The 24,934-nt window shown below is 33.1% G+C and carries 23 protein-coding genes and 3 pseudogenes; 19 read left to right on the forward strand and 7 right to left on the reverse strand.

The features are described from left to right. Positions 1 to 113 precede the first annotated feature (113 nt). From secG to OOL05_RS02150, 4 genes are read left to right on the forward strand one after another with little or no spacing between them, the layout of a single operon-like run. Positions 114 to 434, forward strand: coding sequence for a preprotein translocase subunit SecG (secG, locus tag OOL05_RS02135; RefSeq protein WP_007302593.1), 321 nt, complete (start codon positions 114 to 116; stop codon positions 432 to 434). Further along, complete coding sequence (locus OOL05_RS02140) at positions 434 to 2,041, forward strand: CTP synthase (RefSeq protein WP_264730630.1); 1,608 nt, start codon at positions 434 to 436, stop codon at positions 2,039 to 2,041. The genes secG and OOL05_RS02140 overlap by 1 nt, the downstream gene beginning before the upstream one ends. Positions 2,042 to 2,080: 39 nt before the next feature. Beyond that, positions 2,081 to 2,374: a hypothetical protein gene (locus OOL05_RS02145; RefSeq protein ID WP_007302591.1), complete on the forward strand. Its 294-nt coding sequence runs from the start codon at positions 2,081 to 2,083 to the stop codon at positions 2,372 to 2,374. A 17-nt stretch (positions 2,375 to 2,391) separates the two neighbouring features. Continuing rightward, positions 2,392 to 2,799 (forward strand): nucleoside deaminase, encoded by a 408-nt coding sequence (locus OOL05_RS02150; RefSeq protein WP_010404879.1) that lies wholly within the window; start codon positions 2,392 to 2,394, stop codon positions 2,797 to 2,799. A gap of 158 nt (positions 2,800 to 2,957) precedes the next feature. Here OOL05_RS02150 and OOL05_RS02155 read toward each other — a convergent pair. Further along, positions 2,958 to 4,077: pseudogene (locus tag OOL05_RS02155) on the reverse strand (IS256 family transposase). Positions 4,078 to 4,156: 79 nt separating this feature from the next. Beyond that, positions 4,157 to 4,534, reverse strand: coding sequence for a TraR/DksA family transcriptional regulator (locus OOL05_RS02160; RefSeq protein WP_007302671.1), 378 nt, complete (start codon positions 4,532 to 4,534; stop codon positions 4,157 to 4,159). Between the two features lie 108 nt (positions 4,535 to 4,642). Here OOL05_RS02160 and OOL05_RS02165 point away from each other — a divergent pair, with 108 nt between their 5' ends. Both OOL05_RS02165 and OOL05_RS02170 read left to right on the forward strand, forming a co-directional pair. Then, positions 4,643 to 5,290, forward strand: a complete 648-nt coding sequence (locus tag OOL05_RS02165) for a heme exporter protein CcmB (protein ID WP_007302672.1) — start codon at positions 4,643 to 4,645, stop codon at positions 5,288 to 5,290. 78 nt (positions 5,291 to 5,368) lie between these two features. Then, a pseudogene (locus tag OOL05_RS02170) lies at positions 5,369 to 6,189 on the forward strand (IS630 family transposase). 190 nt (positions 6,190 to 6,379) lie between these two features. On the opposite strand, the gene OOL05_RS02175 reads toward OOL05_RS02170, so the two are convergent. Then, positions 6,380 to 7,090 carry a class II aldolase/adducin family protein gene (locus tag OOL05_RS02175; RefSeq protein WP_139686912.1) on the reverse strand — a complete coding sequence of 237 codons (711 nt, stop codon included), beginning with the start codon at positions 7,088 to 7,090 and terminating at the stop codon, positions 6,380 to 6,382. 235 nt (positions 7,091 to 7,325) lie between these two features. Here OOL05_RS02175 and OOL05_RS02180 point away from each other — a divergent pair, with 235 nt between their 5' ends. Next, entirely contained in the window at positions 7,326 to 7,910 is a 585-nt protein-coding gene (locus OOL05_RS02180) for an AAA family ATPase (protein WP_264730632.1), read from the forward strand. Here the strand turns inward: OOL05_RS02180 and tsaB are convergent. The 3 genes from tsaB to ubiG form a co-directional block, all read right to left on the reverse strand. Beyond that, positions 7,880 to 8,485, reverse strand: coding sequence for a tRNA (adenosine(37)-N6)-threonylcarbamoyltransferase complex dimerization subunit type 1 TsaB (gene tsaB, locus OOL05_RS02185; protein WP_264730634.1), 606 nt, complete (start codon positions 8,483 to 8,485; stop codon positions 7,880 to 7,882). The two genes, OOL05_RS02180 and tsaB, sit on opposite strands and share 31 nt — an antisense overlap. Next, positions 8,485 to 9,615: a dicarboxylate/amino acid:cation symporter gene (locus tag OOL05_RS02190; RefSeq protein WP_264730636.1), complete on the reverse strand. Its 1,131-nt coding sequence runs from the start codon at positions 9,613 to 9,615 to the stop codon at positions 8,485 to 8,487. The genes tsaB and OOL05_RS02190 overlap by 1 nt, the downstream gene beginning before the upstream one ends. 107 nt (positions 9,616 to 9,722) lie before the next feature. After that, positions 9,723 to 10,889 carry a bifunctional 2-polyprenyl-6-hydroxyphenol methylase/3-demethylubiquinol 3-O-methyltransferase UbiG gene (gene ubiG, locus OOL05_RS02195; protein WP_149168875.1) on the reverse strand — a complete coding sequence of 389 codons (1,167 nt, stop codon included), beginning with the start codon at positions 10,887 to 10,889 and terminating at the stop codon, positions 9,723 to 9,725. A 145-nt stretch (positions 10,890 to 11,034) separates the two neighbouring features. On the opposite strand from ubiG, the gene dnaG reads away from it, so the two are divergent. From dnaG to OOL05_RS02230, 7 genes and pseudogenes are all read left to right on the forward strand, one after another. Continuing rightward, a complete protein-coding gene (gene dnaG / locus OOL05_RS02200; RefSeq protein WP_010401576.1) occupies positions 11,035 to 12,768 on the forward strand; it encodes a DNA primase in 1,734 nt (577 codons plus the stop codon). 98 nt (positions 12,769 to 12,866) lie between these two features. Further along, a complete protein-coding gene (locus tag OOL05_RS02205) occupies positions 12,867 to 14,165 on the forward strand; it encodes a Na+/H+ antiporter NhaC family protein (RefSeq protein WP_264730638.1) in 1,299 nt (432 codons plus the stop codon). A 135-nt stretch (positions 14,166 to 14,300) separates the two neighbouring features. Next, a pseudogene (locus OOL05_RS02210) lies at positions 14,301 to 14,582 on the forward strand (DnaJ domain-containing protein); the annotation flags it as partial. Positions 14,583 to 14,705: 123 nt separating this feature from the next. Beyond that, entirely contained in the window at positions 14,706 to 16,070 is a 1,365-nt protein-coding gene (locus OOL05_RS02215; protein ID WP_264730640.1) for a TomO hydrophobic C-terminal domain-containing protein, read from the forward strand. A 237-nt stretch (positions 16,071 to 16,307) separates the two neighbouring features. Continuing rightward, positions 16,308 to 16,655, forward strand: coding sequence for a ferredoxin family 2Fe-2S iron-sulfur cluster binding protein (locus tag OOL05_RS02220; protein WP_264730642.1), 348 nt, complete (start codon positions 16,308 to 16,310; stop codon positions 16,653 to 16,655). A 7-nt stretch (positions 16,656 to 16,662) separates the two neighbouring features. Continuing rightward, the gene (locus OOL05_RS02225) at positions 16,663 to 17,676 is read left to right on the forward strand and encodes a hypothetical protein (RefSeq protein WP_064085306.1); all 1,014 of its coding nucleotides are present in this window, start codon (positions 16,663 to 16,665) and stop codon (positions 17,674 to 17,676) included. Next, the gene (locus OOL05_RS02230) at positions 17,660 to 18,061 is read left to right on the forward strand and encodes a cytochrome c-type biogenesis protein (RefSeq protein ID WP_010401557.1); all 402 of its coding nucleotides are present in this window, start codon (positions 17,660 to 17,662) and stop codon (positions 18,059 to 18,061) included. The genes OOL05_RS02225 and OOL05_RS02230 overlap by 17 nt, the downstream gene beginning before the upstream one ends. Positions 18,062 to 18,120: 59 nt before the next feature. Here the strand turns inward: OOL05_RS02230 and OOL05_RS02235 are convergent, their stop codons facing one another. Next, on the reverse strand, positions 18,121 to 21,390 hold the full coding sequence (locus tag OOL05_RS02235; protein ID WP_264730644.1) for a UvrD-helicase domain-containing protein: 3,270 nt from the start codon (positions 21,388 to 21,390) through the stop codon (positions 18,121 to 18,123). Positions 21,391 to 21,464: 74 nt separating this feature from the next. Here OOL05_RS02235 and OOL05_RS02240 point away from each other — a divergent pair, with 74 nt between their 5' ends. The 5 genes from OOL05_RS02240 (at position 21,465) to holA (ending at position 24,807) form a co-directional block, all read left to right on the forward strand. Next, entirely contained in the window at positions 21,465 to 22,331 is an 867-nt protein-coding gene (locus OOL05_RS02240; protein ID WP_264730646.1) for a 4-(cytidine 5'-diphospho)-2-C-methyl-D-erythritol kinase, read from the forward strand. A 3-nt stretch (positions 22,332 to 22,334) separates the two neighbouring features. After that, on the forward strand, positions 22,335 to 22,682 hold the full coding sequence (locus OOL05_RS02245) for an Mth938-like domain-containing protein (RefSeq protein WP_017532635.1): 348 nt from the start codon (positions 22,335 to 22,337) through the stop codon (positions 22,680 to 22,682). Further along, positions 22,676 to 23,485: a metal ABC transporter permease gene (locus tag OOL05_RS02250; RefSeq protein ID WP_007302687.1), complete on the forward strand. Its 810-nt coding sequence runs from the start codon at positions 22,676 to 22,678 to the stop codon at positions 23,483 to 23,485. Before OOL05_RS02245 ends, OOL05_RS02250 begins: the two co-directional genes overlap by 7 nt. 114 nt (positions 23,486 to 23,599) lie before the next feature. Beyond that, complete coding sequence (locus OOL05_RS02255) at positions 23,600 to 23,782, forward strand: hypothetical protein (RefSeq protein ID WP_015588477.1); 183 nt, start codon at positions 23,600 to 23,602, stop codon at positions 23,780 to 23,782. Between the two features lie 5 nt (positions 23,783 to 23,787). Continuing rightward, complete coding sequence (holA, locus tag OOL05_RS02260; protein ID WP_264375855.1) at positions 23,788 to 24,807, forward strand: DNA polymerase III subunit delta; 1,020 nt, start codon at positions 23,788 to 23,790, stop codon at positions 24,805 to 24,807. Positions 24,808 to 24,934: the final 127 nt, after the last annotated feature.

Consider the following 24,934-nt stretch of genomic DNA (forward strand, 5'->3'; position numbering starts at 1 on the left):
TTAAATAAGGTTTAATACATACTTGGGTTCCAGTAGTCAAGTTACTCGGGTAAAGATATTCTTGACTTATGATCCTTATGCTCCTAAAATCTTTATTTTTAGCTCTATTTATAATGTCAGTAACAGTACTTAGTGTACTTCAAATAATATTAGTTGTTGTATTGGTAATTTTAGTGCTCCTGCAGCCACCTGGAAGTAGTTCATTAAGTGGCTTTAGTAATTCACAACAGGGAATGAATTCAATAATTCCGGTAAAGTCTTCTGAAAATCCACTCAGTAGAATAACTTCTATAGTTGCTGGGCTGTTCATTATAAATACACTGTTACTATCAGGATTATGTTCAAAAGATGTACATAAAAAATCAATTGCAGAGAAGATTATATCAGAAAAGAAGCAAGAAGGCCAATCAACTTCTGTTCCATTTGAAAATTAATGAAAGAAACCAAGTTTATCTTTGTTACAGGTGGAGTTGTTTCATCACTTGGTAAGGGTTTAGTTGCTTCAAGTGTGGGAGCACTTCTTCAAGCTCATGGATTCAATGTTCGCATCAGAAAGCTTGACCCATATCTCAACATTGATCCTGGAACAATGAGCCCAGCTCAGCACGGGGAAGTATTTGTTACTGAGGATGGTGCTGAAACTGATTTAGACCTTGGACATTACGAGCGTTTTACTAAAATTAAAGCAACCAAGGACGACAATATAACAACTGGTAAAGTATATAATAAATTATTAAAGAAGGAAAGGTGTGGTGATTATCTAGGCAAAACTGTGCAAATCATTCCTCATGTGACAGATTTAATCAAATCTTTCATTTTTAATGGTACAGAAGATTTAGATTTTGTAATATGCGAAATAGGCGGAACCGTAGGTGATATTGAAAGCCAACCGTTTTTGGAAGCTATACGCCAAGTTAATTATAAACTAGGAAAGCAAAAAGTTATCCTTATTCACTTAACTTTAATACCATATCTCACTGCAGCACAAGAATTAAAGACAAAACCGACACAGCATTCAGTTCGAGAGTTAAACTCTGCGGGGTTACAACCAGATATTATATTATGTCGCAGTGAAAAAGAAATTTCCGATAATCAAAAAGAAAAGATAGCCAATCTTTGCAATGTTTCTTTATCTAACGTAATACCTGCTCCTGATGTAAACCATATATACGAGTTACCGTCCTTGTATAATCAATGTGGGCTCGGGACACAAATTTTGGATCACTTTCACTTAAGTAAGCCAAAACCAAGCTTACCTGAATGGGACCAAATAGTACACTCTATGAGACATCCAACACAAGAAGTTATCGTTTCCATAGTAGGAAAATATACTGAATTTTCTGACGCATATAAATCACTGATTGAAGCATTAAACCATGGTGCAATTAGTAATAAAGCTAGAGTGAAGATAAATTGGGTCAACTCAAGAGAAGAGAATGGAAAATCTATAGATGCAAAGTTTATCAGAGAAAAATTACAAAGCTCTAATTCAGTCCTTGTTCCAGGAGGATTTGGTGATAACGGAATAGAAGGTAAAATATTAGCAATAAACTATGCCCGTGTAAATAACATTCCTTTTTTAGGAATATGTCTTGGTATGCAGCTTGCAGTGATTGAATTTGCTCGTAACGTTATTAAGCTTGAAGATGTACACTCTGAAGAATTTTATACTTGCAAACACCCAATCATCAAGCTCGCTGATGGTAAGAACGTTGATCTTGGTGGAACCATGAGACTTGGAACATACAAGTGTAATGTAAATCCAAATTCAAAAATGGCAAATGTGTATAGTAGTGTCACTATTTCAGAAAGACACAGACACAGATATATAGTTAATTTAGATTATAAAAATAACTTAGAAGAGAATGGAATGATATGCAGTGGTATATCAGAAGATAAAACATGCATAGAGGCAGTGGAGCTAAAAAATCACTCATGGTTTATTGGTGTGCAATTTCATCCAGAATTTCAATCAAGACCATTTTCTCCTCATCCTCTCTTTACATCATTTATTAAGGCAGCTATTAACAATAGAGTTTAATAGAACTGAATAAACTCTATTCTAATAGAGAGGTAAAAAATGTTACTAAGAAATAGTAAAGATAGCATTACATATGGATCTGCGACCTTCGAGGAATTGAATAGGCATGTAGAACAAATAATATATAAATTAGAGGAGGATCAAATTATAGAGGATATAATGGAAGAAGTAGTTGTAGCTATAAACGAACTAAAATCGGTAGAAGAAATAAAAAAATATTTAAAGCGAGAAATAGATAGCCTTGTAAAAAGGACAATAGTCCTTAGTGAATTCTATAACCTAGAAAAAATAGAAAAGCCAAGAAAAGAAAATTATATTTACCCAAGCACCTAATGTTTAAGTACCAATACATGGAACTTGCCATAGAGCAAGCAAAACTTGCTCAGAAAGATGGCGAAGTGCCAATAGGTGCTGTAATAGTTAATGGAAACAATATCATCTCCTCTGCACACAATATATCTAATGATCCAACTGCACATGCAGAAATGTTAACAATTAGACAAGCATTTTCAACTTCCACGCTTTATGAAGCTGAAATGTACGTAACGTTAGAGCCGTGCCCGATGTGCGCTCAAGCTATCTCTTTTGCAAAAATTAAACGTCTGTACTTCGGGGCTTACAATCCCAAAGGTGGAGGAGTTGAAAACGGCACTAGAATATTTCAATTCTGTAACCACATACCTGAAGTTTATGGTGGAATATTAGAAACAAAATGTTCTCTTTTGTTAAAAGATTTCTTTGAGAAATTGAGAACTTAGTTTAAGATGTGTGAGATTGTTTCAATATTTTTTGAGTAAAATCTGTATTATAACTCTTTCGTATATTTGACCAATTTGCTCATGCAACGTACATAAGGGGTGTTATTACGATAACTCCGTTGCAGGGAGTGTTAAATAAACTGTGTCAAATCGCATTTTTAGTTCAACTCGATTTTTAACCTACCAGGAAAAAAGATATCAAGTTGAGAGATAGTTAAAGCCCAATCATGTATAGGCATAGTCCATTTCTCTCCTGCCTTCTTTATAGCACAATATACCTGTTTATGCAAGGCATTTGTGCTGGTAAATGAGCCCTTAGTTTTAGTAAATTTTCTGATCTGTCTATGTAACCCTTCAATAGGATTTGTGGTATAAATTAACTTTCTTACAGGGCCGGAATATTTAAAATAACTAGACAGATTTTCCCAATTATTCTCCCAAAACTAAAGTATATTTTTCTCCCCATTTTTCCTCCAGTTCAAGTAAATAATTCTCGGCTATTTCTCTACTTGATATGTTTTTTTCAAATCATTCATGAAAACTTTTGCTCGATACATATTTCAGTGAATTTCTTATCTGATGTACTATACATTTCTGCTTTAGGAAATACGCTATTTATAGCTGTAGGAAAGCTTTTTAACACAAGCTATCAGAATATCATCTACTCCTCTCTCCTTTAGGTCATTTAGTACTCCCAACCAGAACTTCACTTTCAGCCAAATAAAAACCCAAAACTTCTTTTCTGCCATTTTGCTAATATGTTATACATACATTTGCTTACACAATGCCCGTCCTCCTTGACCTTAAAAAACCATGAACACTATTGGATATACAGATTGCAGCGGACGACTGCGCCATTCGTTGATTACCGGTAACAATTTGTCAGTAATACTTGATATCTCTGCTGCAGATATTTTATATTTCTTCTACATGCGATGCTATATCCCATGCCACTGGCATATGTACTTAAAACCTTTGCTTCAAGTTCGGTTGTTTGCCTTTTTCTGACTACTTGTAGCTCGAAACTTCCTTCTCTATCTCTTGGTGTCAATAGTTCAAATACTTGTCCGTAAAGTCTTTGAATTTCTTCGGTTGTTTTCTTCGCTTTCAGCCGACAAATGGTTTTCTATCTCGCCTTCCCTCTAGCAGTTTTTTTATAAATGGTGTTAATGCTCCATCTCTTCCTATCAATGGTCTTCCTTCTCGTATAGATGATAAGATATTTGTTTCTAATTCTTTATAGTCTACCAAACCGGTAGTTGTGTTTGCTTGACTCATTGTCAAACCTCCATTTTTTTATCAATTTATTACTTTACTTCTCGGTTTGACACAGTTTATTTAACACTCCCGACAAGTTCTAATCATTAATGTTATACACGTTCTTTTCTTTTTCTATTCTCTCTTGTTCTTCAATACAATACATAGCAAGCGGATTAGCTTTAAGTCTTTCGACTCCTATTTCTTCTCCCGTTCCATCGCAGTAACCATAAATGCCTAATTTTATTTTTTCCAACGCCTCCTTAATTTTTTCTTTTCTATCTTTTCGGCGCTTAATTAATTCTCCATTTTCACTATCAGAATAAATACTACTATCTTCTAGATCTTGTTTCTCCAGTTCAGAGAGTATTGATTGTAACTTTAAGCTAAAGTATTCCAGTTGTTTTACGTTCATATATTCTTCATTTTCTGAAGGAACGTAATCTTCCGGTAACTTTATTTTTATTAATTTTTCCATAGCATTATCAATAAAATATATTAAAACTTATATAACTTGTAAACACAAAAAATTATACTACCCTCAAAGTAAACACTATAATTTATAATAAACATTTAAAATCCTGGTATGATTAGTTTGGTAAAAAAATTAGTAATAAATGATAATAATCTTACTTATATAGTATGTATTTTTATTATAATGTTAAGTTTATCTTCATATACACTTGAAAACAACAGTAAACAAGAAGTCATATTAACATTAACATGGATATGTGCTACATTTGTTTTGCAGATCTCTACAAATAATTTATTTACATCTGATTATCATGATGGAATATTAGAGCAAATCTTTTTACAGCCACTCTCTTCTAGGCTGATAGTTGCTTATAAAATCTTCGCTCACTGGTTGTTATTTGGGTTACCGATTTCAGTGATTTCTTTCATGTTCAGCTTTGCAATTCTAGGCAATAATATTGAACATTCAATAGCAGTTGGAGTGTCTTTATTATTTAATACGCTGATAATCATTAATATTTCAGCTACTGGAAATGCATTGATGATTGGTCGAAATAACTTAGCATCAGGAGTGTCGCAAATTCTTGTTTTGCCAATGATAATGCCAACTTTTGTATATTTCAAATTGCTAACTCAATTTGAAAATTTATCCTTGAATATTTATACACTACTAATCACCATCTTAGTTTTTGTCATTTTAATTGTTAACAGCACTATAACTACTCACATAGCATTAAAATTTGCTGTGGAGCAGGATTGAAAAAACTTACTAGTTATAGCCCTTCTCATAATAGTCCAAAAAGAGTAAGATATGGATTGATAGTAGTGGAAGGTAAGGATGCCAGTAGCATATAGTTATGACTTAAGAAAAAAGGTAATGGAAGCATTGGATGAAGGAGAGAGTGGAGAAACTGTTGCCAAGAGATTTAAGATCGGAAAAACAACTTTATATGAGTGGAAGAAAAGACGTGAGAAAACGGGAGATTTTCAGTCAAAAAAGCCTGGAAGCGTGGCATAAAATTACCGACTGGAATGCATTTGCCGAATTTGCAAATGAGCAAGGTGGCAAAACTCAGTCAGAGATGCTGGGGCAATATTAGTAGACAAACAATTCATCGAGCACTTAAAAATATAGGATTCACAAGAAAAAAAAGACCTACGGATATAAAGAAAGAAATGAAGAAAAGCGAGCTCAATTTTCAAAGGTTATAGCAACAAAAGAACCTAAAGAATTAGTGTATATAGATGAGTCTGGACACTGAACCTATGGGTATTGCCAGAAAGGACAGCGGTTTTATGCCCTAAAATCTGGGAAGAAAACTCAACGAATTAGCATGGTTGCAGCCTTAAGTGGAAGAAAAATAATTGCTCCGTTAACCTTTGAAGGCCACTGCAATATGGATATCTTTAATAAATGGTTTGAGCAGTTTCTGACACCGATTTTGGAACCTGGACAAACTGTTATCCTTGATAATGCTACTTTTCATAAGTCTAATAAGATTTGCTAAAGGAGTTGGTGCAGAAATTTTATATCTTCCTCCATATTCTCCAGATTTTAACAAAACTGAACATTATTGGTTTGCTATAAAAAACAGAACCAGGAAAAACATTCCTTTATTCAAATCTTTTCGTCATGCTGTCGATTCTTCTTTCTTATGACCTTTTTGGACTATTATGGGAAGGGCTATATTTACTTGTATCTGCTTAGTTAAGGGTGTTAACTTAAGTAGAGATGGAGACATTAGACTTCTTACATGAATTGAAGAGTTACAGCGTGTGAAACCATTATTGGATTTCAGACTGGCTGGTTATGCAAGAAATCTAATATCTATCGAAGAGTCAGAAACTTTTATAACTTACCTTTAATCAACCTAACCCATGCGTGCCAATCTCTCTCACCAAGATTGCTTTCGAAAGACAGAAGATCCTTTACGGCTTTTGAGCAAATTTCTTCACTTGGAATTGACAATTCCCTATTCATTGCTAGCGTCAGGCATTGAGTTTTACAAGCTTGTTCTAAGTGATACGTATAAAACATTGCTTCTTGTATAGTCTGACCACATGTTATAGATCCATGATTACGCATTAACATCACAAAATTTTCTTTCAAATCAGCTATTAATCTTTTTCCTTCTGTATCATCAAGTGCCAGGGAATTATAATCATGGTAAGATACCTTATTATAAAAGTGCAGCGCCCACTGACTTATTGGGAGTAATCCATCCTTGAGAGAAGAAACTGCTACAATAGAAGGTGTATGTAGATGAAAAATTGCTTGAATATCTTTCCTTGCTTGATAAATGAAGCCATGGATTACATAGCCAGTTTTATTATATTGATATTCTTTGCCTTCAATTATATTCCCATCAAACGATACTTTCATCAATGAACTTTCATCTACTTCATAAAAACGTATACCAAACGGATAAACATAAAATGACTTTTTATCTTCAGAACGTACAGAGAGATGAGTATACGTATGATCATCTAATTTAAGATAAGATAAAATTTGATAGGCGTTAACTAGGTCTCTTTTCAACTCACTATTTGTTAATAACATAGCTCTTGACTAAAATTTTCTAAAGATTTATACGTAAAAAAAAGTTTATTACAAACTAAAAGGTGAACCTACGTTAAAATACTAAGCACTTTTACTTGCCTTAGGTGATTAGAGTTTACATTTCTAGATTACATAGTATTTTAACTATAAAAGCGACTTTTTATGTAATATTTCATATGTTTTAAAGCCTTGTTTTTATGTTATTATAATTGTAGGTTTTAATATTAAAAATAATATGATAAACGTTGACATAAAAAAACAGCTAACAAAATTTTTCATATATATCACTGGTCTTCCAGGAAGTGGTAAACTTTCTACAGCAATAGTATTATCTAGTATGATAAATGCAGTAATTGTAAGTGGACTTGAATATAATCAAACTTCCAAAGAAGCTCGAGATAGAATATATAACACTACACATGTTATGTTTCAGGCAATAGAAGCCTATCCTATTGACTCAAAAAATTATATATTTGTTGATGAATTAATTAAAAATAATGATTACAACATAAGAATATATAACTCAGTAGTAGAACTTAGTAAAAAAATGAGCACAAAAATCCTCCCTATAGTACTTAGGTGCAATCCATTGATATTACAAGAGCGTACTATATCAAAAAAGCAAAGAAAAAATAGGAAGGTTACTAATATAAATAGTATTAAATTTAGGGAGGAAGATTTGTTTGTACCACAAAATGCTATAGAGGTAGAAAATTCAAATATGAGTATAAAAGAAGTAGCAGAAGAAAGAGTAAGTCAAATGTACAAACTTGGCCAAATTAATAGTGTTTACGCAATAGGCAACGATTTCATATACTGAGGCTCATTTAAATATAGAGCCTCAACTCCATTTAATTTTTGTTTATTTTTTAGTCTATAACGGACTAATAGCGCTGCATGGCTAGCATCCAACTTTGGTAAACTGCAATCCATATATGTAATGCAGTGCGTTTCAGGCTGGAGTTCACTTACTACAGCAGGATTTGATAGCGGTAACAAATTGAAATCAAATAACTGCGTATAAAACTTTTGATCATCTTCGATTATAGCTTTAATATTTTTTTTGCTATTTGTACAAAGTAGCGATATTGCATATGCTTGAGCTTCCAGGGCACTAACCCCATATAACGGCTTATTTGTAGCAAGATTTATACCTTGTGCAGTTGATATACCAACTCTGATTCCAGTAAAACTTCCTGGTCCAACTATCACTGCTAAATGGTCTATTTTATCGTAGCTGTAATTATGCTTATCAAACAAAGTATTCAGTATTTGAAAAAATGATTCTGCATGACTATTGTTTGCAGAATTGCGTTCTACAAAACAATTACCATCGTAATCAATTACTGCTATTGAACTACCAGCACCTACAGTATTAATTGCTAGAATGGACATCACTTAAGCTTATCATAGAGCTTTGTAAACATCATAGTGAACGCACCGTTACCCATAACATTTGCTGAAGTTATTATTGGGTCAAATACTATATACAATGCTGTAATTAATGAAAGCATCTCTGGGGAGAATTTAAGATACTTCTCAAGAACAGGCAACATTACCATAATCCCTCCCGCTGGAACTGCAACAATAGCAAATTTAAATAACAGAAAGTAGAGAAGGAAAGTCACATAGTCTGTTGCAGACAATGCACCACCAAAAGTCATTATCATTGATAGTATTATAATAAAAAAGCAATCACCTACTAAATGAAAGCTAGCAGTTATTGGCACAACAGACGATGCTATATCATGCTGCTTTACATTTTTTTTGCTTCCTTCAAGAGTAAGCGGCATAGCTATATTACTAGACATTGTGCTCATTGAAGTAATAAATGCTGGTATCATATTACCTATACTAGCTATCCAGCTTGTGATCTTGAACGAATTTGCTGCTCCATATAAGAGAAAAACATAAAGGTAGGTTGCAGATGATATAATAATAAAAATTATTGAGTAATCCTTAAATATTATGGGTAAAACCTGATCATGTTCCATTTTTAAAGCAAGACCAAGTACAAACATTGGAATAATTGGCGTCAAAAATGTCTTCAAAATAAAGAGAGTTAAATCTAACATTTTGTTCGAGAGCTCTTTGCTTTTTTTTGGTAATATTGTGGACACTAATATGCTTAACACAAATCCACAAGCAAGGGCATAAAAATTAGAAAGCAATGCAGGTATCCTAAATGACCATAAAGGAACAATTGTTTCTTCATATGTTATATCTTGTATTGAATAAGTGTTTTGTGTGATGAAATACCCAACAGAATAAGCTATTAAACTTGAAGCTAGATTCGACAAGAAAATCGTTATAATAAGTAACAATATAAACTTTATAGCCGACTGCTTAAGATTGTTAACACTACTAAAGATTAATGCAAAAACAATAAAAGGCATTATAAATAGTAAGATCTCTTTTATACTAAGGCTTATTGAATACAAGAAGGTTTTCACTTCCATTGGAACTAGATGACCAAAAAATACAACCGAAGTGATAACAGCAAGTAAGGTTAGTAATTGTAACATATTCTAATATAGCGATATCCTATGGAAATACATATGATAAATTAGCTGCTAAGTAAAGTAAAACTGCCTAAAATATTTGCATTACCTTCTAGTACTTGAATGAGATTTCAAGTTACAACGTTTCCACAAAGTATATAATTAACATCCACACCTTTGGTCAAGTTCCATTCACGCTTTATTACATTATATTCCATACCAGCCATGTTTTGCAGTATTACGTTGTTTTCCCTTAGATGATTTGCAATTTCTGATGGCTTGAGAAATTTATTCCAATTATGTGTGCCTTTTGGCAGCCAGTTTAATATGTACTCTGCGCCGACTATTGCAAGACAGAAGGATTTAATAGTTCTATTTATCGTCGATATAAAAATTAGCCCTTCTGGCTTCAACAGCTCTATTGCTTTTTTCATGAAAAACTCTAAATTATCGACATGTTCAACCACTTCCATCAACAAAACCACGTCATACTTCTTGTCATTGCTTAACTCTTCAATGCTAGTGTGTGTGTATTCTATATTTAACCCTACTTTCTTCGCATGCGATTGTGCCACTTTTATGTTTTCCTCACATACATCTATTCCTGCAACGCTAATACCAATACGCGCCATTGACTCTGACAAAATGCCACCACCACAACCAACATCGAGCAATGATAGTTCTTTTAAATCGCATTTTTTTAATTCTTTTATTTTCTCAACGATGTATGATACTCTCACAGGATTCATCATGTGCAATGGCTTGAATTTGCCATTCTCATTCCACCATTCACCTGCTATTTTAGCGAATTTTGATATTTCATCTTCGTTATAAGTTTTTGTGGTTTTTTTCTTGCTAATATTGCTAAGTTTATCAAGGCGTTCTTTATGTCTACTTTCTTTTGAAAATTCTGTTTCGAGGAATTGTTTGACTATGTCTTTTGCTAATCCACTCGCAGTAAACCCTGCACCAAGACAAAGTATATTCGCGTTGCCATGCTCGCGAGCTAATTTTGCGATCTCAACACTATTACATAAAGCAGCGTAGATTCCTTCAAAACGATTTGCCACAGTACTCATGCCCAAACCTGTACCGCAAATTAATATTCCATAATTTGCTTTTTTGTTTGTTATATCTTCTACAACTTCAGCAGCATAGTCAGGGTAGTCTACACTCTTTTGTTCAGCAGTGCAGCCACGGTCTATCACTGTATAATCTAAAGTTTCCAAGTAAGCCTTTATTTCTGATTTTAGTTCATAACCTGCGTGGTCTGAAGCAACTGATATCACATCTGACATATAAGAAATTGCAACTTAAGGGTATTTATATGGGTAATTTATTTTGAGCTTTTTGTCAAGCTCTCCTGATCTTTCTGAATAAATTTCGAGTCAGATATGCATAAATTCTATATAATTTTTATCCTACCACTACTCATTCGGTAAAATGGATCATATAGATATTATAAAGTCAAAATTATTGTTGTCCGACATAGTAGGAAAAAAAGTTAGGTTAATAAAAAGAGGAGATAGTTTTGTTGGACTCTGCCCATTTCATAACGAAAAAACTCCATCTTTTTCGGTCAGCAATGTTAAGGGCTTATATTACTGTTTCGGTTGCTCAGCTCATGGTGATGCGTTTGAATTTATTTCACAAACTGAGGGCTTAAGTTTTAAGGAAGCGTTGGAAAAATTGGCATCTGTTGCAGGTGTTGAGTTACCCAAAAACCTCAGTTTTGCTAAAGAAAATGACAAACTGTTTTCAGCACTGAATTTAGCTGCAAGTTGGTTCGCGCAGAAAAATCGAGGTGTTATGGCTTATTTAAGGCAGCGCAAGATCTCACTCAAAATCATAGATAAATTTAAGATAGGTTATGCACCAAGTTCTGGCTTGAAGGAATATTTGAACTCCTCTGGTATTAAAGACGAGATTTTGATCGATGTTGGGTTAATAAATAAGAATTCTCGTGATTATTTTTATGATCGGCTGATATTTCCTATACACAACATCACGGGCAAAGTTATTGGTTTTGGCGGACGTGCGCTGAACTCTGAGCAACAGCCGAAGTATCTAAACAGCCCAGAGAGTCAGCTCTTTAAGAAAAGAGAAAATTTATATGGATTAAACTTTGCTTTGAGTGAAATACGCAAAAAACAGCATCTATTTGTTGTTGAAGGATATATGGATGTAATAGCACTACATCAAGCGGGAATTAGCAATACAGTTGCTCCGCTTGGTACCGCAATTTCTGCAGAGCAGATAAAAAATCTTTGGAAACTTGCTAAAGAAATTTCTATCTGTATGGATGGCGATAGTCCTGGATGTCATGCTGCTATTCGAATTGCAGAACTTGTTCTGCCGATACTGGAGCCTGGATACACATTGAAGTTCGTGACTTTGCCAAGCAACAAGGACCCATACGATATATGCAATGAACTAGAATATAAGACGGAAGATGTACTATCCGCTTTTAACCGCTCAACAGAACTGCACTCTGAATATTTATGGCATCACATAATTGGTAGCAATTTGCAAAATTATGAAAAATTTGCTCCGGAAAAATATTCAATTCTTGAGCACAAGTTCATGAAATATGTCAATGCTATCGGTAACAGCAGTATTAGAAGGTATTATAGAGATTATTTTTACAATAAGGTCAGTGAATTAAGAAGAAACTTTAAAAAGCTGATTTTTAATAGCAAAGCAACAAAAGGTGAGTATCTTTACAATAAATCTCCAGAGCTAATTGAAGCAGAGCAAAATCAGGCCATAATTTTGCGTATAGCCGTAGAATTTCCTGAAATCTTGAACCGTCCTATATTTTTTGAGCAATTTTCTCATTTCGAATTTACTAATGAGATGAAAAAATTACAACAGTGCGTAATTAATATGGTAACTAATGAGAGCAACTTTAATAAAGAAATTCTGCTACAGGAGTCTAGTGTTATAAAGTTTATATTTGAAAAAACTAGCGTACTAAATAGTCAATTAAGTGAGAAGAGATCGGCAGAAACTGTCTGGAATAACATAGTATTACGGAAAGAATTAAATGTATTACAAGAAGAAAAAATTAAAGCAAGGCTGGGCGGTAATTTTGACTTAGAGGAAAGGCTAATAGAACAAATAAAGCAAATAGAGGATAGTATACAAGAAATGCAAATGGAATTTATTCAAAAGTAGATGGCTTAAGATGTTCAAAATTGGTAGAAAAACAATATATTGATGATTGCTTAAAATAGCTTGTTCTAGTATACTTCCGATTTGTTCAACTACGATAAGTGTTTGCATTTCTTCCTCTCATTATCTTTCTAGCTTTATACCTTGGAAGTGGTATTTATTTTTCTTTTATCGGACTTGGCAATCCTCTTCATCAAATTTCACCGTTAGTTTGCTTATTACCAGCATTATTTTTTGCTGTTCTATTCAATAAAAACAAAATTCAGCATAGTATTGATACACTTATAAAAGGTATGGGTAATAAAACTACTCTTACCGTGTGTTTGATTTTTCTATTTGCTGGAGCATTTTCTACTATTACTGAATCGCTTGGTAGTATAAATGTTATTACTAACTTAACTATTCGCTTTCTTCCAGCACGATTATTACTTCCTGGAATGTTTTTACTTTCTACTTTTATTTCAAGTGCAATCGGCACATCAATCGGAGTTATTGCACTTATAACACCAATAGCTGTTAATTTAGCACAAAATGGAGCTTTTGATTGTGCAGTGGGTGTTGGAGCTGTGATAGGTGGAGCTATGTTTGGCAGCAACCTTTCAATGATATCTGATACTACTATTGCAGCTACTTCTTCACAAGGAGCTTCAGTAAAGGATAAAATAAAACTCACTCTCAAGACAGGATCTGTTACAGGTGCTATAATACTTATTTATCTGGTAATAATTTCAAATAGTAGAGAAGTTGTTTCTATCTCAAGTCTGAATTATTTATCCATAATCAAAATTATCCCTTATATATCTTTAATAATTATGGGTTTATTTGAAATAAACACTCTGGTAACATTAGCTATTAATATGGTTATTGCTGGGATATTAGGAATAGCTTTTTTTGATTATTCTCTTATTGAATATTCTCGTGACATATATAGGGGTTTTTATAAGATGAATGAAGTAATGATATTTATTCTCTTCAGTAGTGGATTAAGCCACTTAATGTACGAATACAGTCAGAAAAAGATAGATATATTCACCGATAAGGTGAATATGACAAAAACTCAAGCTGAATTTATGATTGCGGGAATATCATCTCTGTTTACTATTTTAGTTTCCAGCAATGTTGTTGCTATTTTATTAACTAGTAATATTGCTAAAAGGCTTGCGCAAAGATATAACATTGCACCACACCGTAGTGCGTACTTATTAGAGATATTTACTTCTATCACAAAAAGTATCTTACCTTATGGTTCTCACGTATTACTAGCAAGCAGCATTGCCTCTCTGTCACCTATCATCGTACTAACAAAAGTATATTATTGTTTTGTTTTTGCAGCAGTTGCGATAGGTGAAATAGTTATTAACGGCAGACGTCGTGCGGTTGTAGCTCCTCAATTACCATAAATAACTCTTTAAATTTTCACTCAATTTGTTGATAAATATTATAATATTTGCTAAAATACTTATATAGTACCAATTCTTTTAAAGACATAGTATTACTAATGTTATAAAAAATGTATCAAAATAGTGGAGAAACAAATGCCTGATTATTATGAAATATTAGGAGTAAAAAGAGATGCTACTCACGATGAGATAAAAAAAGCATATCGCAAATTAGCATTGAAGCTTCATCCAGATAAATTGCTTGAGGAAGTGAAAGAGCTAGATAGGCTAGAAGGAAAGAAGAAGGACGGAAAGCTACTATCACAGTCGGAAGAAGATCAACGGACTCAACTTGAAGAGAAATTGACAAAGTTCAAGGAAATATCAGTAGCACACGAAGTGTTATCTAACCCAACAACAAGAAGCCAGTACGATAGAGGAAAGTATGAGGATGGGGATTGTAGTGATGAACTGGAGTTGTTGCGGGCAAAACTGATGGAACTGATAAGTAAACTTAAACAAGAAAATAAAAGAATGAAAATTTTTTATGAAATATGAAATATGTATTTGTTGAAAAGTCAAAAATTAATCAAAGAGGAATCAGAAAGGGTAATCAAGCGTTTTAAACAAATAGGCAAGATGGGCAAAGCTAAAGAGACTGAAAAATTAACCGAACTCGAATATGTAGACACTATTCCGAAATTGTTGTTAAATATCCAGTCAAATGAGTATGAAGAGTTTTGTGATATAATAAAGAAAGTTACAATTGCTGCTGGTGACATTACATTTCTAGTGCAAATTGCTATTACGTACGATCGTGTGGAATTTTTCGAGCTCTTTGAAGGAAGGATAGAAATATCACTAAATGAAATCTTAAGATATGCTTATGAATACCAATCTGAAAATTTTTTGGATTATTTTTTTAATGAGTGCTTAGATAAATTAAATATCAACTATAAAGATGAAAAAGGAAATACATCTTTACATCATACATTAAAATGGTTGGATTTGGATAAATCAAAATACCAAGGTTTTGTCAAGTCACTTCTTAGTAAAGGTGCAAGGCTTGATGTTAAAAATAGCAAAGATGAAACTCCATTTGATCTCTTGGTCAATTATGCTACATACTGCTCTCGTAAGAAAAAAATAGAAAGATTAAATAATCTTTCGGTGGTGCTTAGTTGTTGTAAAACTGATGAGCTAAAGAAGCTAGAAGGTACACCTGCATTAAATAAACTAGTAGATATTATTGTTAAATGTAACCATAAAGAAGCTTTAGATCTCCTAGTCGAAAATAACATAAAAATTTCAAGTATTACTTTAGAAAATATCGTGACAAGCGATTGCAATGAAGAGATTTTTGGTTGCTTTTTACATAAAAATAAAATTGACTATCAAGATGAAAGTGGGGATACAGCTCTACATCATGCTTTAAGAAACTTGCACTTCGATAAGTCAATGCTTTGCAAAGTTGAATCACTTGTGAGTGCAGGTGCGAGATTTGATGTTAAAAATGACCAAGGTGAAACTCCGTTTGATCTCTTGGTTGAATATGTTGAGAAGGGGTTTTATGGTCAAGCGTCAAGGTTAAGTTATGCTTGGAAGTTGCTTAACAAATGTGAAAATAAAGATGTACTAAGAGAGCTAAAATATAAAGATGGTACTACTGCATTAGATAAACTAAATGAGCTTCGTATTAAGTGTCGTAATACTTCTATCATAGTTGCTTCTACGTTAGCAGTAGTAGGAGTTGCTTTAGAAGTAGCTATTGCAGTTTACTCAGGAATGTTAGCGTTAGGGATAGGAATTGGAGTTTGTTGTATTGTTGTTGCTGCAATCATATACCATTGTAATAGTCCTGCAAATTTATTGAAAGATAGCAATGCTGAAGTTGCAATTAATCAAATGGCATTAGTAAAATTATAACTTAAGATCAGAAGAAATGGCAGATCAAGTTTAATAATGTTAATTCAGTAATATATTTAGTAAAATCTAAAACTAAGAAAATTCTATACTTGCAACTCTGTGAGATGCTGGTGGTATCTATCTTACTTTCTTGATAGGAATATAGATGACAAGAGATAGGCAATGGAATTACAAAGAGTTTGCAAATATTAGTTATTATTTGTAGAATATAGAGAAATTAGTAGAGATTTTAATAGTATGCCATCCGTTACTTTTATTTTACCTGATGGAAGTAAGAAAAGTTATGAAGCTGCAGAGGGAGAAACTCTTCTTAATTTAGCCCATAGAAGTGATCCAGATCTGCTTGAAGGTGCATGTGAAGGTTCTCTTGCTTGCTCTACATGCCATGTGATTGTTGATCCAAAATCTTATGATGTTGTAGAAACACATAATCCTATATCTGATGAGGAAAATGACATGCTGGATCTAGCTTTCGGTTTAACAGAGACATCGAGGCTTGGATGCCAAATAAAAATCACAAAAGATATTGACGGTTTGTGCGTAACCGTGCCCAGAGGTACAAGAAATATATCATTAGATAAATAAGAGGATAATGCGTAAAATTTTTATCTATATTCTCATCTCCTTACCTTTGTTTATTCCTCTAGCGTATAGTGGTTTTTGGTATTTTTCTGCATTTAAGGTAAAAAGTCTTTTAACTGATTACATTAATGACGAAAAAGTTGATATTTCACATGATTTTAAGGGATTTCCTTTTAACCTAGTTTTTCGTGTAACGAATCCAAAATTTTCTAATGAGCAATTAACTGTTTCATCTGAAGCTTTAGTGATAAAAAACAGATTATTTGATAAGTCAGTATATATCTATATACCAAGCAATAAAGTAAACATTGCTGTCCGTAGTGATGAGAAAAAGAATATAAAGTGTCACACACACGTGAGTAGCCACTTTGTTGTTAAACTAAATGATTTACTATCTTCATTAAAATTCAACAGAAATAGCACTGTAATAGACTATATAGATACATTTCGTTACGAAGATTATGGATTAAAATGTGATGTTTTAGAAAATCAGCAAAGTGTTATAACTGAAGTGAATGATAAAAGTAATTACATTCAATTTCACTTTGATAAAGAACTGAATGAAAATACTAAACTAGAATTTGATTTTTATACTTACCGTTATAAACATACTGCAAGTCCTGAAAATTACCTTAGTGTCGACGCTAAATTAGATTATGAATTTGTAAACCATATTTCAGCTTCTAAGATTAATTTCAACATAGAAAAATTTTTGATTGAGAGTAATAACTTTTCTATTGCTGCGAATGGTGGAGTAAGTAATTACAATTTAGTTACATCTTCATTTGAAGATAAAATCAATGTAGCCATATCAAATTATAAAGAATTAATTTCGTTTATGACTAATGATTCAAAGACTGCAGATAAATTGGAAAAATCAATATCTTCCTTATCAGAAAAAATCACTGATAACGACATTCAATTTTCAATAAAGTACGACAATAATGTAGGTTCAGGCTTTATTGGAAAATTATCCACTACTGATTTTATCACTCAATTCACCAAGAATGAGAATAGTAATTAGCTTACTTTTTACATTGATATTCCATTTAAGCATAAATGCTTTTACTTTGGATGATAAACTAAGAGACGAAAGCATGGAAGAGCGAGCAAGTAGCTTATTTGCAGTAATAAAGTGTCCAGTATGCTCTGGTGAATTATTATCCGAATCTGAGTCTCAAGTTGCATATGGTATGCGTAAGACAATTCGCAAGAAGATCAGTGATGGATATACTAACGAGCAAATAGTTTCAGAGTTAAAAAATTCTTATGGAGATTCAATTATCATTGTACCACCTGTAAAATCTAGTACCTACATTTTATGGTTTATTCCTTTTATAATTCTTCTTATTGGATGTTTTCTAATACGAAAATCAGTTCAGAAAATAGATAAAGTAGTAAAAAGATAACTATAGAGTAAAAGTGAGTTTACAACAAATGCAAGTAGCTACTATACGAACATTTGAGTTTAGATCAAAGATTGTAAGGTTAAATCTTCCATCCAAATAACCACGCACTCTACCTGCTTATCTGGGTAGACTTCTTGCACTAAGGTTTTATAGATCAACATTTGCTTTTTTATTTCATTTAATGAGGAAATAGAAACGTTATGGTGTGATTTATAGTCAATTATGATTGCTTTGTCTTCTGTTATACACAGTCTGTCTAGCCGCACTAATACTGGTTTTCCGTCAATTGTTCCACTAAGTGGAATTTCTGATTTGCCCTCCAAGTCGAACAGGTAATCATATTTTTCATTAAAGGTTAATATTTTGCTGTAAATTTCATCCTTATCTTCACTAGTGTTTATGCTATCAAGATATTTCCTAACCCAATTTTTTCTCCTGTCTTTCTCTATCTTGGGCATATATTGCAATATACTGTGAATTATTAAGCCTCTTGCATAGCTGTCTGTCGTCCCAATGCTCCTTTTTGTCATTCCAGCATTCTCATCTGTCATCCCAGTGCTTGACACTGGCTTTTTTTCTCCAGGTTCCAGCGTTACGTGCTGCAATGACATTGATAGGTTTGATGGAGGTGAAATCACTGGAACATCAAAATAATCACGTTTTTTATAAATAGAAGGGTAGTTTGCATTCATGCATAGCACTTCAACTTTTTCTTTAAATATCGGCTGTAAGTATAGTTTTTTCCTCTCATATAATGCTCCATATTGAATAACTAGATCATACCAAGAGCCCTTTTGCACTGGCTCTTTGCCTAAAATGTATAACTCATCTTCAGCACGCGTAAGTGCCACGTACAGCAAACGCAAATATTCGTTATAATCCTCTAGTTTTTTCTCTCTTTTTACTTGATTACAATAAGCATTACTATTTTTGCCACACCAAAATGGTGCTTCCGTTGCATCAAACAAAATATTTTCGCTGTTTCTTGGTACTGTATTTGTGTCAACTAAAAACACTATTGGAGCTTGTAGACCTTTTGATTTATGAATTGTCATTATTCGTACAGCATTGAGTTCTGATTGCATATCGTTTTTAATCTCAGGATTATTTTCTTTGATCCACTGAACAAATGCTTGAAGAGATGGGTGCTCAAATTGCAATACGAGGTTCATAAATTCGTCTAGAATCTCGAAGCACTCAAGACCTAGCCTTGCAGCAAATTTCTTCTTGCCTGTGCGCAATATATGCGTGAATAGTGTAAGGGGGGATTCTGTCTGAGATAAATTAATTAGATAGTTTAATTCATTAGAGATAATCTCCTGATAATCTTGAAGTTTTTCCCACAACGACTGTTCTTTACGATCGTATGCAATATTGAATAAATCATCCTCAGTGAAGTTAAATAGCGGTGATTTTAAAACATTTGCAAGAGCAAGATCATTTGCCTGGAGGAGCAAAAATTCAGCTAAAGCTATTAAGTCCTGCACAGCTATGTAATCCATAATTCTAAAATAATCTCGGCCTATAACTGGTACATTTACTTTTTTTAGTTCACTTATTATGTAATCAACTAATACATTTCGCTGCCGTACCAAAATCATAATATCCCTTGGTTCTATATGACGATCTTTGGCGACTAAAATCCGCCCTTCGTTTAACCAATTGTGAATTCTTTGGGCTATTGCCTGAGCAAGTAATCGATCTGTTACTACATAATCTTTCCTCTGTATTAAATGAATTTGTAAGGCTTGCTGCTCTTCCTCTTTATACCTTGGCAGTAACGGCCAGATTTCAATGTACCCTTGATCGTTTTCTCTATATGGAATATGTTTTATCTTGTTATCATTGAAAGATATTTCTTCACGAAAATTGTTAAATATTCTGTCTACAAGCATCAAAACTTCTGGAGTTGAGCGAAATGACTTTTCAAGTTGACATGATACCCAATCTCTGCCACCGGTTTTCGTGTGAAAATATTGCTGCATGTAATTAAATAGATGGGGATTTGCTCCTTGAAATCTGTAAATTGATTGTTTTACATCTCCAACAACGAATAAAGTTCTCTTTTCGTCACCACCGGTAAAAAATTCATTGCAGAGATTTGTTATAATTTTCCATTGACTGATACTATTGTCTTGTGCCTCGTCAACAAGAATGTGGTCTATTTTTTGATCTAGATTAAACAATATCCAATCTTTATAGCCTGGATTGCTAAGGAGATTTGTTGCTAAATTGATGATATCATCATAATCAAGCAGTGCATTCTTTGATTTTTCACTATTATATAGATCAACATATACTTTAAATATACTAAGTAAACTACTGGTTCTTGCGAATATTTGATAAGAATTTATATCCTTTACATGGGTAAACAATGCATTTTGAATGCTTTCTATCATTTGCTCTACGTCTTCAAATTTTTCCAAAGCACCCTTTGTTATAATGGATGATATGCTCTTTTTTTCGTACGATTCTGATTTGAGAAATACTTTAGCTAAGTTCTCTATCTTGTTGTCATCCCAGTGCTTGACACTGGGATCCATATTTCTTTTTTTCTGGATCCCAGTGTCAAGCACTGGGATGACAACATTTGGTACGGACGATTTTGTGCTATTACACCAATCATAAAGTATCGCACTGTAACTCTGATCTCTTTTGCTGCCCTCACTTAATATTTTAGCTAATCTTTTTATCTGCTCAATCGTTTCACTCTGTAAATCGTGAATCTTATCTGGGGCACTTAGTTTATCTTTGATATACCCTAAATTATTTTCTAGAGCTGATCTCTTTATACATAAGGTATAGAGTAAATCACTCAGCTTGTTTTCATCAATTTCAGCTGCAATGATATTTATATCGTCCTGCACAGTTTCATTATGAAGCGTTTTTTCAAATACGATGGAATGCAATTCTTTACATTCGCTCAACGTACAATTTGGAGCGATACCAGCTTCTGTAGGAAAGCTGGAGATTAATTTGTAACAAAAGGCGTGTATAGTTTGAATATTAAGACCAATATTTTCCAGTTCAGAAAAAAGCCTTCTTGCTCTTGTTAAATAATCTTTATTTTCTCTGGTCACACACTGGGCTAATTGTTCTAAATCTGTGACCAATATACCCTCTGGACATATTGCCCACTTACTAAGTGTACTGTAAATGCGATCCTCCATTTCATTTGCTGCAGCATTGGTAAATGTTAAGCAGAGAATATTTCTCTTATTCTCTAATAGAAGTCTTAATACTCTGTCTATTAAGATCTTTGTTTTACCTGTACCAGCTGATGCACTTACCCATACAGAGAAGTTAGGATTTATGGTATTTGATCTCATTAGGAGTGTATAAAGTTTGACTGAAGTGGCATTTCAAGTATAGTAAATAAGATAGTGTTAGTGAAGATATACAGATGGAAAGTTTTTGTGTAAAGGCTCCTACAAAGATCAACCTTTTTTTACATATTATAAATAGAGAAGAAAGAGGGTATCATTTAATTGAAAGTTTGGTTGTCTTTGCTAAACTTTCTAATTTTTTAGAGATAAAAGTAGGAGAAAAAAACTTTAGATATGATAACTCTACAGTTCAATTTGTAAACTCTGAGTTTAAAATAAATTATCGATATAATACTATAACGAAAGCATTGAGTCTACTGCTTAGGCATGCTCCTGTACGCACTAAAGTCACTGTGAAGGTTGTAAAAAATGTACCAATTGCTGCGGGATTTGGTAGTGGTTCCTCAGATGCTGGAGCTGTGATACGCATGCTGGGAGAGCTTTGGAACATTGATAGGCAAATTTTAAATGATATAGCTTTAAGCGTTGGTGCTGATGTGCCTGCAAGTATAGATAGTAAGCCAGTTTTTGTCAGAGGTGTTGGTGAGGAATTATGCCCCATTAAACAATGCTCTTTACCCACAAGTCTGGTACTTGTGAAACCGAAAAAAAAGTTTTTGAATACATCAGAAGTATTTTCCAAGTATAAAGAGGATTTCTCTCAGCCAATTAAGTGGAGTGATAACACTGAGGAGAATTTGTTAGAGCTTCTTAAAGAGACAAAAAATGACCTGCAAGAAGCAGCAATAAGTCTTGTACCTGAAATTCAGAATGTAATATCAACACTAGAGTCACAAGAAGGCTCTATACTTTCTCGTATGTCAGGTAGTGGTGTAGGGTGTTTTGGAATGTTTGATAGTGAAGAAAGTGCAAAAGCTGCAGCGGCAAATATCAAAAAGGAATATCCAGAATGGTGGGTGTGCGACACGGAATTAATGGTTTGATTTATGCCCTTAATTTCCAAGAAGAAAAATCTTATAGATGGTTACAGGGAAGAAAGATTTTGGGTAAATAATCAAGAATATCATGGCTCAATTATAATTTTTCCTGAAAAGGTGATTAAATTGAAAGAAAGTGATATAAATAACAAGGAGTATTTTAAATCTTTTTTAACAGAGGAAATAGAGATTTTGATAATAGGTACTGGTAAGATACGCGATTGTTCAATGAAGTCTTATCTTATGGAGCAAAAGAATTTAAATTTTGAATTTATGACGACGGGTTCTGCATGCAGAACCCATAACGTTTTAATATCTGAAGATAGATTTGTTGTCAGTTATCTGATAGCATGTTAGAGATATTTACACAGAGTTTTTTTATAAACAGTCTAATTGCGGTAATTATGATTAGCCTAGTCACAGGAGCTCTAGGGTCATTTATGATATGGCAAAGGTTATCGTATTTGGGTGATAGTTTGTCCCATTCTTCATTGCTTGGTATTGCACTTGCTTTGATCTTTAATATCAGCCCATCGGTAAGTATAATGCTCATTGCAATTATGTTTGCTATACTACTTTCTCTTAATTTTAATAAATTATACTCTGCTGATACGATATTGAACATAGTTACCAATGTAGTTTTATCATCGAGTTTAATACTTATGTCTTTTCTTCCATCAGGTAATAATAGTATTATTAGCTCACTTTTTGGTGACATATTAATGATTGACCAAAGTAATATAATATCAATTTTTCTAACCTCCGTAATAGTTACTTTGATATTAATATTTAGATGGCGCTATTGGCTGATGATTTCGATTAATCAAGATTTGGCAACAGTTGAGAAAGTACATGTTAATTTTGTTAGGCTAGAATTTTTGATTATACTCGCTATCTTTATTGCAATTTCTGCTCAATTAATAGGAATATTACTCATTGCTGCATTTTTGTTAATACCTGCTGCATCAGCAAGACTCATTTCAAAAACTCCAATGCAAATGATTATTGTTGCAACAGTTTTTTCTGTGATTTCTGGAGTATCAGGTTTGATATTATCTGCAAGTTTTGACTTATTAACTGGACCTGCAATTATACTTATCGCAGCTGTGTATTTAATCATTGCTTATTTTATAAGATTGGTGTTAAGTAGATCGACTTAATTTTGGTCTCCGAAGTTCATAATTCATTAACAAATGAGTGTAACTATCTGAGCGTAAAGTAGTTTTTGCTACGTTGTTTTTATGTGCTAATTGTTAATTTGTGGAGTGAAAGATATGGCCGAAGGATTTTTTTCTAGATATATAGGACAGCCTATAAAAAATTTTTATAATTATGTTACGGGAAAGAAAGAAGTGTCTGATGATATGCAGAATACAGCAAATCAAGAAAGCTCAGAATTGTTGGAAACTGATGTGCAATCAAATGATGTACCACCAAGTAGTGATAATATAATATAGATGGCATGAGAATCACGCCATCTAAAGTTAAAAAATTCCTTGAGAAACCCGATACTTTAAGTGGTGTATTAATTCATGGGAGTGACAATAGTAAGGTCGATATTTTTGTACAGGAAATAATTGCCAACTTGAATGAGTATTCAGTTCAGGTGATGGATTTTGCAGTAGTGAATAAGTCGCCTGGCTTGTTATTTTCCGAGTTGGCAAACATTTCGATGTTTACTAAAAAAAGGTTAGTTAAGCTGATAAATGTCAGTGGAAGTATATCTAAAGAGTTAAGAAACATATTGGATCATAATATAGGCGATCATTATATAGTAATGATAGCAAATGATCTTCCATATAGTTCTACAACTAAAAGTTATATGGAAAGCTCAAAAATTTTCGGTGTCATTACCTGCTATAAGGACAGCGGTAGTAATCTTTGTGATATTATATCAAGTTACTTGAAACAAAATGATATAGAGTGCACAAGTGAGATAATCTACCACTTGCAGTCTTATTTTAATCATAGCAAACTGCCTATATATTCAGAGCTTGAAAAATTAGTTTTATATCTAGGAAAAAAAAAAGATCTTAAACTTGCTGATATAGATCTATGCTTTTCAACCTCCGGCAATGATTATGTTACACTTGATAATCTGTGCTCTGCAATAGTGAGTAAAGACATGGGACAATTCATCAAAATTTCCGATGTATTGATATTACAAGAGAATTTTTCACCGATAGCATTAATCCGTATTATATCAAATTATTTTCTACGGCTAGAAAGCGTTTTGCTGTTAATACAAAATGGAATGAATGAACAAGCTGCAATTGACCAGCTGAGTCCTCCATTGTTCTTCAAACAATTGCAGAGTTTTAAATCTCATTTGAAAAGTTTGCAACTTTCAGAACTTAAGAAGATCTTAGAAAATTTGATGAGCTTGGAAGTGACTTGTAAAAGAACTGACTTGGACCATAAAATGATCTTTCAGCATGAGATTAACTATTGGTGTTATTCGTTCAGCAGAGTAGTAAAATAAGGTAGACGAGAAAAAACAACTAAATGTTGTCATGAAAGTAGCTGACACTGGGATCCAGAAATATGGGATATGTGTAGAAGTTATTTTAAAATACAACGTTTTGGCAAGATTATGGATTCCAGTGTTA

The organism is Wolbachia endosymbiont (group B) of Episyrphus balteatus (assembly GCF_947250575.1).
GTDB lineage: Bacteria > Pseudomonadota > Alphaproteobacteria > Rickettsiales > Anaplasmataceae > Wolbachia.